This is a genomic window from Kordia antarctica (assembly GCF_009901525.1).
In the GTDB taxonomy this organism is placed as follows: domain Bacteria; phylum Bacteroidota; class Bacteroidia; order Flavobacteriales; family Flavobacteriaceae; genus Kordia; species Kordia antarctica.
In genome coordinates this window covers 4,941,377-4,955,279 of sequence record NZ_CP019288.1, presented here as the reverse complement: position 1 = coordinate 4,955,279, position 13,903 = coordinate 4,941,377, and the positions used below count along the sequence as shown (strand labels likewise).

The 13,903-nt window shown below is 34.5% G+C and carries 11 protein-coding genes; 4 read left to right on the top strand and 7 right to left on the bottom strand.

Annotated elements, in window-relative coordinates; translation table 11 throughout:
* Positions 1-175: 175 nt before the first annotated feature.
* From IMCC3317_RS20660 to IMCC3317_RS20645, 4 genes are all read right to left on the bottom strand, one after another.
* Entirely contained in the window at positions 176-1,033 is an 858-nt protein-coding gene (locus tag IMCC3317_RS20660) for a pirin family protein (protein ID WP_160131373.1), read from the bottom strand.
* 98 nt (positions 1,034-1,131) lie between these two features.
* Positions 1,132-1,572 (bottom strand): MarR family winged helix-turn-helix transcriptional regulator, encoded by a 441-nt coding sequence (locus IMCC3317_RS20655; protein WP_160131372.1) that lies wholly within the window; start codon positions 1,570-1,572, stop codon positions 1,132-1,134.
* A gap of 35 nt (positions 1,573-1,607) precedes the next feature.
* A complete protein-coding gene (locus IMCC3317_RS20650; RefSeq protein ID WP_160131371.1) occupies positions 1,608-2,150 on the bottom strand; it encodes an NADPH-dependent FMN reductase in 543 nt (180 codons plus the stop codon).
* Positions 2,151-2,373: 223 nt separating this feature from the next.
* On the bottom strand, positions 2,374-2,733 hold the full coding sequence (locus tag IMCC3317_RS20645; RefSeq protein ID WP_160131370.1) for a DoxX family protein: 360 nt from the start codon (positions 2,731-2,733) through the stop codon (positions 2,374-2,376).
* Positions 2,734-2,921: 188 nt separating this feature from the next.
* On the opposite strand from IMCC3317_RS20645, the gene IMCC3317_RS20640 reads away from it, so the two are divergent.
* The gene (locus IMCC3317_RS20640) at positions 2,922-4,550 is read left to right on the top strand and encodes an acyl-CoA carboxylase subunit beta (protein WP_160131369.1); all 1,629 of its coding nucleotides are present in this window, start codon (positions 2,922-2,924) and stop codon (positions 4,548-4,550) included.
* Positions 4,551-5,302: 752 nt separating this feature from the next.
* Here IMCC3317_RS20640 and IMCC3317_RS20635 read toward each other — a convergent pair.
* Positions 5,303-7,273: a vWA domain-containing protein gene (locus IMCC3317_RS20635; RefSeq protein ID WP_160131368.1), complete on the bottom strand. Its 1,971-nt coding sequence runs from the start codon at positions 7,271-7,273 to the stop codon at positions 5,303-5,305.
* A gap of 376 nt (positions 7,274-7,649) precedes the next feature.
* On the opposite strand from IMCC3317_RS20635, the gene IMCC3317_RS20630 reads away from it, so the two are divergent.
* From IMCC3317_RS20630 to IMCC3317_RS20620, 3 genes are read left to right on the top strand one after another with little or no spacing between them, the layout of a single operon-like run.
* A complete protein-coding gene (locus IMCC3317_RS20630) occupies positions 7,650-8,813 on the top strand; it encodes a hypothetical protein (RefSeq protein ID WP_160131367.1) in 1,164 nt (387 codons plus the stop codon).
* A gap of 36 nt (positions 8,814-8,849) precedes the next feature.
* On the top strand, positions 8,850-10,031 hold the full coding sequence (locus IMCC3317_RS20625) for a hypothetical protein (protein WP_160131366.1): 1,182 nt from the start codon (positions 8,850-8,852) through the stop codon (positions 10,029-10,031).
* Positions 10,032-10,046: 15 nt separating this feature from the next.
* A complete protein-coding gene (locus IMCC3317_RS20620; RefSeq protein ID WP_160131365.1) occupies positions 10,047-12,626 on the top strand; it encodes a hypothetical protein in 2,580 nt (859 codons plus the stop codon).
* Positions 12,627-13,058: 432 nt separating this feature from the next.
* On the opposite strand, the gene IMCC3317_RS20615 is transcribed toward IMCC3317_RS20620, so the two are convergent.
* Both IMCC3317_RS20615 and IMCC3317_RS20610 read right to left on the bottom strand, forming a co-directional pair.
* Positions 13,059-13,418 carry a hypothetical protein gene (locus IMCC3317_RS20615; RefSeq protein WP_160131364.1) on the bottom strand — a complete coding sequence of 120 codons (360 nt, stop codon included), beginning with the start codon at positions 13,416-13,418 and terminating at the stop codon, positions 13,059-13,061.
* An 18-nt stretch (positions 13,419-13,436) separates the two neighbouring features.
* Complete coding sequence (locus IMCC3317_RS20610) at positions 13,437-13,901, bottom strand: hypothetical protein (RefSeq protein WP_160131363.1); 465 nt, start codon at positions 13,899-13,901, stop codon at positions 13,437-13,439.
* Positions 13,902-13,903 lie beyond the last annotated feature (2 nt).

Here is a 13,903-nt window from a genome sequence, read left to right as displayed (position 1 = left end):
GATTGAGGGATTTGTTGAAGCTCCTCACTTCGACTTCGCTGAGTGAACTTGTTTATTTCTAAATTGTGAGAGCGACTCCCGAAAGCGCGACCTCCGATTTTTTTTCGGAGGTTACGCCCAAAATAATTTGAAAATTCGATTACTCATTTCTCAATACTAATATCTCAATACTAAACTAATACAAGTGTCCCATTTTTCCATCTTGATAGTCGCGCAAGGCTTCCATTATTTCGGTTTGGGAATTCATGACATATGGTCCCCAAGATTTTATTTTTTCTTTGATCGGTTCGCCTGAAAGAATAAGTATTGTGCTATTTTTAGTGGCTTCCAACGTGATTGCTTCGCCATCTTTTTTGAAAGTGAGCATCTGCAATTTTCCGTGTTCCAACGTTTCTGAATTGTTCACTTTTGCTTCGCCTTCTAATAGATAAACCAATAACTCATGAGTTGCCGGAATTGGAATTGTGATGTTTCCTGAAGCTTCCAAATTGGCGATAAACGCGTTGATTTCCGTGAATGTAGAAACTGGTCCTTTGTGTCCATTTAGTGCTCCTGCAACAACTTTTATGCTTCCTTTTCCGTTTTCAACAGAAATTATTGGCATTTGCTCCGCTTTGATATCTTGATATTTCGGCGTTGTCATTTTGTGCTTTTTTGGAAGATTTACCCATAATTGAATTCCTTCCATCGTTCCTGTGAAATTTTTGCTTGGTCCTTCATCGTGAATAATGCCGCTTCCAGCAGTCATCCATTGTACATCGCCAGCTTCTAAAATTCCTTCGTTTCCGAGTGAATCTCGGTGTAATTGTTCTCCTTTGAAGAGAAATGTTACAGGCTCAAATCCACGATGCGGATGTGGCGAAAGTGATAATCCTGGACTGTATGGACTGACTTCGTATTTGTAATGATGCAATAATAAAAATGGATCTACTTTGTCGATTTCTTGTGTTGGCAATGGTTGACGAATTAAGTTTCCGCCCATATTTACATAGTCACTATTTCCTTTGTATGCTATGTTTCGTAGTGTTTTCATTGTTTCTATGCTGTCTTTTTGTTTGTTTGTTATTCGGGGATTTGTTAATTTGCTTGTATTTTATTTATTTCCCTTGGAAACTATTTAGGTAATTTTTTTTATCGGATTTTGTCCAATAAGTAACTTAGTTGAATGGCTTCTTCTTTTGATAGATTTTTCAATAGATTGATGCCTTCATTGTTTTGTTCAATTTTTAGTAAGAGTTTGAGTCCATTGTCGGTAATGGCAATGTGAACAACTCTTCTGTCTTCGGGACATGGAATGCGTTCTATGTGTTCTTTTGCGCAAAGTTTGTCCATTAATCGTGTGGCATTTGGAGCTCTTTCGATCATGCGATCTTTGATTTCCTGAACTTTGATTGCTTTTCCTGCGCCTTTTAAGATTCTTAGAATATTGTATTGTTGCGGCGAGATTCCGAATGGTTTGAAGAATTCGTTCTCTTTACTATTCATCCAATTTGCAGTATATTTTATGTTGATCAAAGCTTTCACTTTGTCTGATGGAAATTTTGATTGTATGTCTTTAGAAATGTCTCCCATGAGTGATTGTTAAGTTAGTATAACTACTAAAAAATTTACGACGCTTTGTGAACGGCAGTTCCAAATTTGGCAACTTCTACTTGCAATTTTTCTAACAAACCAGCATCTTTAATTTTTCCGTCTATAAAGTGGTCATTGAAACTTGGCAATGAATAGTCTGCTACAATGTTTCCGCCCATGTATGGGAATCTTCCCTTGGCGATATCCAAAACCGTTTGTCCACCTCTGGCGCCAGGCGATGTTGCCATTAATAACATTGGTACATTTCCCCATAATTTTCCGTCAATTCGTGACATCCAATCGAAAATATTTTTGAAAACCGTAGCATATGCGCCATTGTGTTCTGCTAATGATACTACGATTCCGTCTGCTTCTTGAACAGTTTTTAAGAATTTTTCCGCTGTCTCTGGAATTCCGTTTTCTAATTCTTCATCGATTCCATATATTGGCAATTCATAATCGTTTAAATCTAGAACTTTTACCGTTATATTTTCAACTAAACTTGCTGCGTACGTTGCTAATTGCTTATTGATTGATGTTTTACTGTTACTTCCTGCGAATGCTATGATTGTTTTCATGTTTTTTGTTTGTGTTTTATTTGTGTTTTATTTGTGTTTTGTTTGTTCGTTTATTCGTTTGTTTACACTGAGCATTTTTGAAATTAAAATATATTTTTAATTGAAAATACCTAGCGAAGCTATCGAAGTGTTTGTTTGTTTTTTGTGAATTTGTTTTATATTCTATTTTCTATAATCTATTTTCTATGCTCTATTTTTTTTTTGTTCTAAGTTGATATATGTATTAGTTACTTGCAATTTTCTTCCCCAAATAATAAGATGTCATTAAGAATACCATTCCTGCTATGGAAGCGCCTTGTTCTCCATCGCTAATCATGTAATGTGCAAAAAATGCTAAGATTAAATCAAAGAAGAATCCTGCGTACGCCCATTCTTTTAGTACTTGACTTTTAGTTTGCCAGATTGCAATAACTCCTAAAATTTTAGCAATTGCTAATGGATAAATAATATAAGTTGGATATCCGAAATTTGTAAACATTCCGCTTACTTCTGCATTGTTCAAAATATACATTCCCGCAGAAAATAGCATTAACATCGATAATAATCCTGTTGCTACGTAATATATTATTTTTTGAGTTTTCATGTTTGTTGGTTTTTTGGTTATTCGTTATTAGTTATTTATTTGAAGCAAATCTACAACTAATATTTTTATATTCCAAGGAAAATACTTCCATGTAAGTTATTTACTAATTTTTTAATAAAATTTTCAAACTACGTTCCTTTCAATAGCCGTATTTGTTTCGTATTTTAGCGGAGGAAAATTTTATAACCATGGACATCAACTTCAATAAAAACGAAGATCACAATAAACTTTTAGTATCAGAATTACGTCATCGCTTTGCAAAAGTGAGTTTAGGCGGCGGACAGAAACGTATTGATAAGCATCACAGCAAAGGAAAAATGACTGCACGTGAACGTATTGATTTTCTGTTAGATACCAAGAAACCTTCTATTGAAATTGGTGCTTTTGTTGGTGACGAAATGTATGAAGAACATGGCGGTTGTCCATCTGGCGGCGTTGTCGTAAAGATTGGATATGTACAAGGAAAACAATGTATTGTAGTTGCCAATGATGCAACTGTGAAAGCTGGCGCTTGGTTTCCAATTACCGCAAAAAAGAACTTGCGCGCACAAGAAATTTCTATCGAAAATAGATTACCAATTATTTATTTGGTGGATAGTGCAGGCGTTTATTTGCCAATGCAAGATGAAATTTTCCCTGATAAAGAACACTTCGGGCGAATTTTTAGAAATAATGCCGTGATGAGTAGTATGGGAATTACACAAATTTCTGCGGTTATGGGAAGTTGCGTTGCAGGTGGCGCATATTTACCAATTATGAGTGATGAAGCATTGATTGTTGATAAAACTGGAAGTATTTTCCTTGCTGGAAGTTACTTAGTGAAAGCTGCAATTGGCGAAAGTATTGATAATGAAACATTAGGTGGCGCAACGACGCATTGTGAAATTTCTGGCGTGACCGATTATAAATCGAAAGATGATAAAGATGCGTTAACTACGATTAAGAATATTGTCGGAAAGATTGGCGATTATACACCAACAGGTTACAATCGTGTGAAAGCGGCAAAACCAAAAGAGAATCCTGAAGAGATTTTCGGAATTTTGCCAAAAGCACGACATGAACAGTATGACATGAAAGAAATCATTAAACGTGTGGTTGATAATTCTGAGTTTGATGAGTATAAAGCAGGTTACGGAAAAAGTATTATTACCGCTTACGCTAGAATTGACGGTTGGGCAGTTGGAATTGTTGCCAATCAACGCAAGCTGGTAAAAACTACGAAAGGTGAAATGCAATTTGGCGGTGTAATTTATTCGGATTCAGCTGATAAAGCAACCCGATTTATAGCAAATTGTAACCAAAAGAAAATTCCGTTAGTATTTTTACAAGATGTAACTGGATTTATGGTTGGAAGCAAATCTGAACATGGCGGAATCATTAAAGATGGTGCCAAAATGGTAAATGCTGTGAGTAATAGCGTAGTGCCAAAATTCACGATTATTATTGGAAATTCATACGGAGCAGGAAATTATGCGATGTGTGGAAAAGCGTACGATCCACGATTGATTGCTGCTTGGCCAAGTGCTGAATTAGCAGTAATGAGTGGGAATTCGGCAGCAAAAGTTTTGTTACAGATTGAAACAGCTTCATTGAAGAAAAAAGGCGAAAAAATTACTAAAGAGCAAGAAGAAGAATTATTCAATAAAATTAAATCGCGTTACGACAGACAGATTTCTCCATATTACGCTGCTGCACGATTGTGGACAGATGCAATTATAAACCCGTTAGATACGCGCACTTGGATTTCTATGGGAATTGAAGCGGCAAATCAAGCGCCGATTGAGAAACCTTTTAATTTGGGGATTATTCAAGTGTAAGTCGGTTGTCGGTTGTCGGTTGTCGGTTGTCGGAAACAAATTTTTATATTTTTAATTTCAAAAGTTTGAGGATTTTTTTCTCCAATCATGACTTTTAAATTTTGGTTATTCGTTATCCGTGGATTTGTTTTTCACTCTCAGTTTTTAACTTTTAACTAAAATACTTTTCCAACATTCGCTATTTGTTATTCGTTATTCGTGGATTTGTTTTTTCACTTTTCACTTTTAACTAAAATACTTTTCCAACATTCGTTATTTGTTATTCGTGGATTTGTGGATTTATTGATTTGTTTTTTCACTTTCAACTTTTAACTTTTAACTTTTAACTTCTCACTTTTAACTTTTCATTTCGACTTCGCTCAATGCGGCGCACTTTTTCATTTAAAATTCAACATTTATAATTTAAAATTTCATTTCTCAATACTTATTTCCATAAACTAAGAAAAGGCCTAGCAATTTAAATGCCAGACCTTTTCCCCCTAAAAAACCTAAAATAACCTACTTTTTATTTCTTTCGAAATGCAAAGATTTGTTCTTTCACAAGTCACAAACTCCATGCCATTCTCTACTATTTTTATGATTTATTTAACAAAAAAAGAAAAACCTACTAAGTATAAATTTTAGTAGGCTTTTCAGAATAAACAACTAAACAACCAACCTTTTCGTTAATTCTATTTAAAAGTACGTTCCTAATTTTGGTTTTGAAACCTATATTGAGTAAACGCTTCTTTTTGATGAGTGAAATACCTCAACTACTTAGTTACACTTGATTCCACTAATCGGATGAATTCTGCTCTGTATCCACTTTTGTCTTCTCCTCTGCCCGATTTTGCTAATGCGATCACATTGTCCAAACTAGAATTATTGTGAAATTCCGAGTCTTTTAATTGCATTCCGAACAGCGCAACTGCAGCTGTGAATTTGAAATCGCTTGATAATTTTGACGTCAATACATTTTCAACTACCGTTTTTAATTCTTGACTTTTGTCTTCGTTTGGTTTCTTGTAGCGTAATTTTACAGTTAATAATTCTTTCGTGAATGATTCGCTTGAAGTTGTTGTTTTGGTATATTTTAAATCGTCAACACTTTTCAAATATTCAGTTTTCACACCAACAGGAATGATTTCATATAGTGCCGTAACTGTATGTCCTGCGCCTAATTCGCCAGCATCTTTTGTGTCATCTTTAAAATCTTCATCTGCTAATAATCTGTTTTCATATCCGATCAATCGATATCCTTGAACAATATTTGGGTTGAATTCTAATTGCAACTTCACATCTTTCGCAATTGTGTATAATGTTCCGCCAAATTCTTTCCCAAAAATCTTATGTGCTTCTTGCATTGTATCAATATATGCGTGGTTTCCATTTCCTTTATCTGCCAACGCTTCAAGTTTGTCATGCTTATAATTTCCCATTCCAAAACCTAATACCGATAAAAATACACCAGATTTGCGTTTTTCTTCAATTAATTTTTCCATAGATGCTGTACTCGTTTGTCCAACATTAAAATCGCCATCAGTTGCCATAATTACACGATTGTTTCCATCTTTGATAAAATTTTCAACCGCAATTTTATATGCCAATTCAATTCCTTGTCCACCAGCCGTTGATCCGCCAGCTTGTAAATTGTCTAATGCGTTCATTATTTTTTGTTTGTTGTCGCCTGAAGTTGGCTCTAAGACCAATCCTGCGGCACCAGCATACACTACAATTGCTACTTTATCTTCTGGACGCATTTTATTCACCATTAGTTTGAAAGCTGATTTTAGCAATGGTAATTTGTTTTGTGCCGACATAGAACCTGAAACATCTATTAGAAATGTAAAGTTTGATGGTGGAATTTCCGCTAATGGAATTTCTTTCCCTTTTAAGGCAATTTTCAATAACTTAGTATCTTTATTCCAAGGTGTTACGCCTACTTCTGTATGAACTGCAAAAGGATGTGTATCAATTGGCTGTGTGTAGTTATATTCAAAGTAATTGATCATTTCTTCAATTTTCACTGCATCAACAGGTACTTTTTGTCCGTTGTTAATCATTCTTCTAATGTTGCTATATGCAGCTTTGTCCACGTCAATTGAAAAGGTAGATAATGGTGCTAGCGAAGTTCTTTTGAAGATATTTTCATTAATTTCTTTGTACGATTCGTTACTTGTGATTGATGTTTGAGTTGCATATCCATTTTGTAACGAACTTCTTCCTCTGATTTGTATTGCTTGACCATTTCCAGAAGTAACTTGAACTCCAGAAGCCGCTCCATTCAATACATTATTTGTTCCATTTTGAGCATCTTTTGTATTTTTACGAGCTTCTCTTCGGAATCTTCTTCGCTCTTTTCTAGTTGCTGATCTTGACTCAACAGTTGAAACAGCGTACCCAAGTGATTTAGATTCTTTGACTGAACCATATCCAACTATTACCACTTCATCTAAAGTTCCACCTTGTTTTAGTTGTACATTAATTATTGAAGAAGTTACTTTAACTTCTTGCGAAATAAACCCAACATACGTAAACACTAAGATTGCTCCATTATTGGTGTTTACTTTATAGTTACCATCGAAATCTGTGGTTTTTCCTGTAGAAGTTCCTTTAATAATAACGCTTGCGCCAGGCAACGGCAATCCTGTATCATCTGTCACAGTTCCTGAAACTTCAATTTTTTGTGCCCATACTTGACTACTTATCGCCAAGAGTATGAATAGTGTAACGAGTTTTTTCATCTTTCTTAATTTTAAATTCACAGCTAAACTACGTTGCGTATTTGTTTTAAAAAACTAGAATTGAGTGAAGTGGTGTTTTGAATGAGTGAAAGAATTAGAAGTTTTAAATAATTAATGTGAGATTTCACTTTAGGCTGTTTTAATACTTAACTTAAAAATTGAATCGTACGTTTTGGATTGTTTCAAAATCTTCAATTATAATCTTGTGTTCGTAAAATTTCCGCTATATTACTAACACAAATAAACTTCTGTTAATCAACAACTTAAACACCCCTAATTTTAGCATAGAAAATATTCCAAATAAACAGGCGTTTTTACGCTAAAAAGAAATGACCAAGAATACTACATTTGGTCAGCATCAATTTAACACAACTACATGAAACAAAATTCAGGACCTGAAACTCAGGAAACTATTAAAGGAACTAATGTGACACATATTGAAAAAACAAATTTCCAAGACAAGCCAATAGGAAATTTTGTGCAGTCCACAGAAACCCATTGGATTGAACAAAGTAATGACCGACAAAGTGTATTTACGTTTCAAGAAAGCTTCAGAGATGAATGGTCCGTTTACCTATTTGATGCTTCTAGAAATATGTATATAGCATTAGATTTACATCAAAAAAAGATTAAATATAAAAGTAGTGCTTCTGCCGAGTATAAGGATCTTTATAAAGTAGCCGCAGTTTCCTCAGCTCCACCTCAATATATATTCAAATCATTAATTTTATATAACCAATGGTATGCAAGTGGTGGTGAACAAAGAAGTGGTCTTCCACATCAATCTATGTTAAAGCTAAACAATCTTGTTTTAAACTTTAGAGGGAATCTTGTACACATGGTTACAGGATTGGAAACAATGAGAAGGAGTTGGATTAGAATTGAAAATTCGAAAACTGGAATGACAAATGCCCTTTTAGCACAATTTATACCTAATATGGTTGCAATGGCTTCACAGGCAAGCAATCTAGTTAGTTTATCTTCTCAAGGCTCAGTTTCAATCGAAACGGCACATACAATTGTAAAAACACATCTTGCAGAAGATCAAGCACAATTAACGAAAGCTAAAGCTGATAGAGCACGAGCACAAGAAGGAATGAGAGTTGCACTTATTAATTTGGCAGCAGCGAAAGCAGAATTACAAGGTGAAAAAGGTTTTTTAAATGGCTTTTTAACAGGTATAACGTTCACTGCTTATAATCCTGTAAAAGAAAATATAGACAAACAAAACAATGCCATAAATACGTACAATGTAAATTTGATCGTGGCAAATTCTGCTATTGAAACATCACAAAGAACACAAAACGAATTGCGTGAAGAGCAAAAAACACTCCAACAATTAAGTATAATGAGAAAAGCGTTTGTTTATTTTCAAAACGATTTAAGTGCTGCCGAAAATGCGCTTAGTGTTGGTACTAATTCTGCCGACAAAGCGTTAGCAACTACGAATAAAAGGCTTGGCGATTATTATAAAGACAGAGCAGGTAAACAAATGCATCAAGTATTTGGATGGATCAATTCATTTATAGCGGCAAACTAATTATAAAATATAACTTAAAACTAAAAACAAACACGTATGCAAACAGACAATTCAATAACAGAAGATCTTGAAAAAGCAATGCAAAAATTATCCGGAATTTTAACAAGTACAGATCCAAATAAACCAAGCCAATTATGGTCTGCTTGGCATTATTTGCAAGTATATTCTGTTTGGGGACTTAGAATTCCTTCCAATGAAGATACATTGAAAAGTACGTTGAAAATGTCAAATCCTGGGAAATATCCATTCTTTGCAACCATGCTTCAAGGAAATCAAAAAGTACATGAGGCAAGTGCTAATTTCTATACAAATGTTTTTCCTCAAGTAATTAAAGTAGGAAGAAATTTACTCAATACCGCAACTGATATAAGTCCTAGCGATGGTGATATTTTTGGTGTTTTGATTGAAATGTTAAATGATAAAGAATTTGAAGGTTCGTTAGAGTTAATTAAAGACATGCAAGCTACTGCTGCAGAAAACATTGAACAAGCAGAAAAAGCAGAACAAGATTTAGCCGCTTTCAGTACACAACTTATTGAAGCGCAAGGAATTTTGAATATCAGTGATGCCCAACTTCAATCAGATACAGCTACGTCACAGGCTACTATTGATAAAGCGCAAGGTGGACCTGAGGTTGCAGGATCATTAAAAAACTTACAAAAAATGATTGATGCTTCGAAAAAAGATTATGAACAATATGTAGTTGTGGCTAGTACAACTGTTACCTATGTTTGGGTACCATTTGTCGGTATTGTTGCTGCTGGAATTGTTGCTGGAATATATGGAGACAAAGCCATAAAAGAACTTAATGCATTAGATGAATGGACTGCAAAGTTTGAAGCTGCAAATGCAAAATTAGGCACAGCTTTAAAATCAAACCAAATTCAACAATTGGCACAAAAAAGTATTACAGAAACTATTTCTGCAAATAATACAGCTATTACACAAACTACCGTCGTCAAAAACGCATGGGAAGGAATACTAAATAGTCTTGGAATTGTAAAGGATAAGGTATTTGCGATGACTAAAATTACAGATGAAGGAGAAATTCTTAAAACGACTGCACTTGTAAAAGCGTATGCACGCAAAGCAGGAAAAGAATGGGATAAACTTCTGTTACCATTAAAAGAATTAACCACAAATCCATACATTGTTGTAGAGCAAAAAGATAAAACAATCAAAGAGATTGCGCAAGACGTACAAACTCAAATTAACTAATATCTAAATATAAACATGAATACTACACACTATTTAGATAGCGCATATACAGAAAGGAACTTAAAAAGTCTTGGCGTTTTTGGTTACGATGATCAAAGACCTGACGATGGCATATTTAGGAATATGACACTTTCGTGGAATTTACTTCCCAAAAAAACCTCTTACAATGATGATATTCCATGTTGGTTTATATTCACAGATGTTTTGAAAATTGATGCGGACATGATTCTAACGCAAGAAACTGCAATTTTTGCACGTAGAATTGAGATTACTCCAGGAGCAGGAATTATTTTAGATACTACTGAAGATTCAGATTTTGATTTCATGATTTTTTGTCAAGAAATTATCGTAAAAGAACCTATCAATTCAGGAAAACTAAAAATTACAAGAATCAATAAAGATGAATCTATCGATACGCATTTCTTCACGACAGATCGTACTACTAATGGCGCATCAGGATTTTTCTGGAATGGAAAGCGCAATACCAAAATAGAAAATTATGCAACACGTAATATTGAAGCAACATATCTGTTTGAAGGCGAACCGTTACGTGTATCCTTAATGGCATTGTTTCAATATGCAACAATGCTATCTACTGATAATATCGGGCTGGCCCAAGGGCAATTTAGATGGATTTCAAGTATCGCTGCAACTGCAAATGCAACGCTCGATTTGGCAACGCAAGCAAGTGCTTCTGCTATGAATTTAGAAGCTACGAAAGCAGCTGGCGCAAATGCGCTTCTTGTTCCAATTTTAGATCTTGATATTTATTCCGAAGATGCCAAAGCATTTATGCAACTATTACAACAACGTGAAGTGTATTGGCAATCCTACCAGCAACTTACGCACATGGATCAACAATGGGCAGATAGCGCAAAAACAGAACTAGCACTTGCCGATAATGAATTAGATCTTGATAAAAGGCTAGAAGAACAAGCAAACAATACCTACAATCAAGTGCTTAAAGCACGAAATATAGCTTCCAAACAACTATCTTCTGTTTTAGCGGAAGCTGTTGTAAAACGTTTTGATTTTCAGGCAGGAATTAAAATATGGGAACGAAAAAAAACAATTGATGAAGTATTCAATTTGGTAACAGGAGTTGCCGAAATTTTAATGGAAATACCCGCAATAGTTGCTGCAGGACCACAAATGGCGGCAATGCCAATGATGGAAACTGCGCATGCAGGACTTAAAATAGGTAAGGATGGAGTTGATTCAGCGCGACAAATATTCAAATCAAAACAAAAAGACAAACCCGTCGAAATAGAAATGGTTGATCTAAGTGTCGGTGCTGTAAAAGCAGAAGCGCCGCCTGAAAAAACTGAAGCAGAAAAGAAGAAAGAAAAATTAGCAAAAGACAAAGCCGCAGAAAGTCAAAAGAAACTAATAGGTTCATTGTCAAAAGCTGGAAGCGGTGCTAAAAAAGTTTTTGATGCAGCAATGAATATTTCCAAAATTTCAGCAACTGCAGATGCTATGCAAGCATCAAGTGCTGATATTCTTTCAACTTCACAAGGAACTGTAGATGCTTCTTTTGCAAATTTTAGCGTTCAAGGATTAGATGTGGTTACTGGAGGCGCACAAGATTGGGATAATTTAGCGCTGGAACTTGATGATAGTTTTGAAAATATCGCTGAATTAAAAGGTATACAAGGAGGAACTGATTACCAACTGACACTTAGGAAATTAATCGTAGTTGGTAAAACGCTAAGTATGGCAAAACTAAGTATGGCAAAGGCAGCTTCAGATTTAGCGACTGCTAGAATGATTAGAATTTCGAAAGTTAAATCTGTTAGGATTCTTACTAGTAGATTGAAAAACTTATCAGCAAAAGTGAAACTCGATGATTCTATAACGCAGCTCATATTTAATAGAGTTTTAGATGCCAAACGCGCAGTATACATGGCAATGGAAACATATCGCCGTGCGTATGAGTATTTTACATTGGCTCAAGAAAATGCATTGCCACAATTACCGAAGATCACAAGTTCATATTCTGAATTTTCGAGGGCTGTGGCTCAGATTTCTTCAAAAAAACTACAAACTTCAGAACTCGCCAAAAGCGGAGCTATTCCACAAACAATAAATGAAATAGAATTCAATTTTACCAATGAAAAAATAGTAGAAGACCTTCGTAAGCATGGAATTACAACATTTCACATTGGCACGAATGATACATCTTTTAATGGCTTTGGAAGAGTGCGATTTAGTTGTGTTAGAATTTTTATTGATGGACTTGAGGAAAATCTTAATACAAAAATAAAAGTAGATATTGCAACATCTGGAGAATATGCAGACAAATCTCCACAGTCGTCACTTAAAACGAAACGATTTGTTGGAATGCAAACATTGAAAAGTTTTATTTACAATAGCGCAGATGAATCAGTAATTATCGACGGTGATGTAGCGGCTCGTTATGAAAATGATTTCTTCAAACCTACACCATTTACAATTTGGACGATTCAAATAGGTAGACAAGATGGCGAACAACTTAATTTGTCGGAAATATCAGGTGTAAGATTGGTACTTAAAGGAGAAGCAACTCCGCAAATTTCATATGCTAAAAAGAAACCTGATAATTTAAAATTTTAAAAGAATCTGCTCATATGTTATTCAGTGTATTTGTACAAAAAAATAACTCTCAATAGTTCTTTCTGAACATATTGAGAGTTATTAAATTAACGTCAGTTCGACATAAGTTTACTCAAATAAAATTTTGATCATATTTTAAAATAAGTGCTAAACATTTGATTTTCATTTTTTGATTTTCGTTTTCTTTGCTCGCACAAAGAAAAGAAACAAAAGAAAGTGCGCTTTTCCAGAGGTATTTTTAGTTTTTCTTTTAGAGAAAAACTAAAACCGCATGAATTTTTCTAAATTTTCTCCAAGGATTCGAAAATTCTTAACGAAAAACCCCTGCTATACTGCGGAAAAGACAAAAAACACTCTGAATTTTTATATCGAACTCAGATTAAATTACAGAGTTAGCAATTGAATTGCTATGTGTTGAATTCGTCTTATTTATTACGCATTGGCATCTTCTGTTGATGTATCTGTCGTTTTTGCAACTAAACCTATGGCTGTATTTATTACCGAATCAAGAATACTATTTTTTAAATGACCTAGTTTTATTTTAGAAACGCCCGCAGCATATAGTCCTTTGAGGATTACTAAATCTTTTTGACTTTCTACCAACCATTTATATTCTTCTGGCGAAATATGTCCTGCTGCTAATAAAAGTGTCCAACGTTCTAGTTTTACTTTTGAAGCATTTAAAAAATCTTGTACATCTTTTTTAGATTCAGATTTTAAATCTTCAAATTTTCCACCTACTAAACCCAGTAAGTTACTTTTTATTTCTTTGAGTATATCTTTAACTTCCATGTGTGTTTGCTTTTATAGTTATTGTAAACCAAGTATTGCTTTTAGCTTGTTTTCTGCCGCTGGATCTTTTTTTCCTTCGTATTGTAGAATTAAATCGAGTGCTTCTACTACTTGCCCTTTTGCTTCTGTGGCAAAAAATGTACTCATTGCACCTTTTTCTTTCCAAAGCTTTAAAAATCCGCCAATGAATTTCTTGTTTGGATCTGCAATCATTTTCCACATTGCATAACTGATTTGATTGTCTGGCTTATTTTTTTCATATTCCACCATTTTTTCTAATTCAGTTTCCAAGTTTACAATGGCTGCCGTTAGCGAGTCGTATTGCTGATCGGCTTTGTCCATCAATCGTGTGGCATCAACTTTAATTTCTGTTCCTTTTTGATATGAATATTGATCAAAAACGGAGGATCGTAGTGAAACGCAAGACGTCACTAATAAAAGTGCTAATGCACTTAGGTACACTAAATAAAAACGTGTTTTCATGT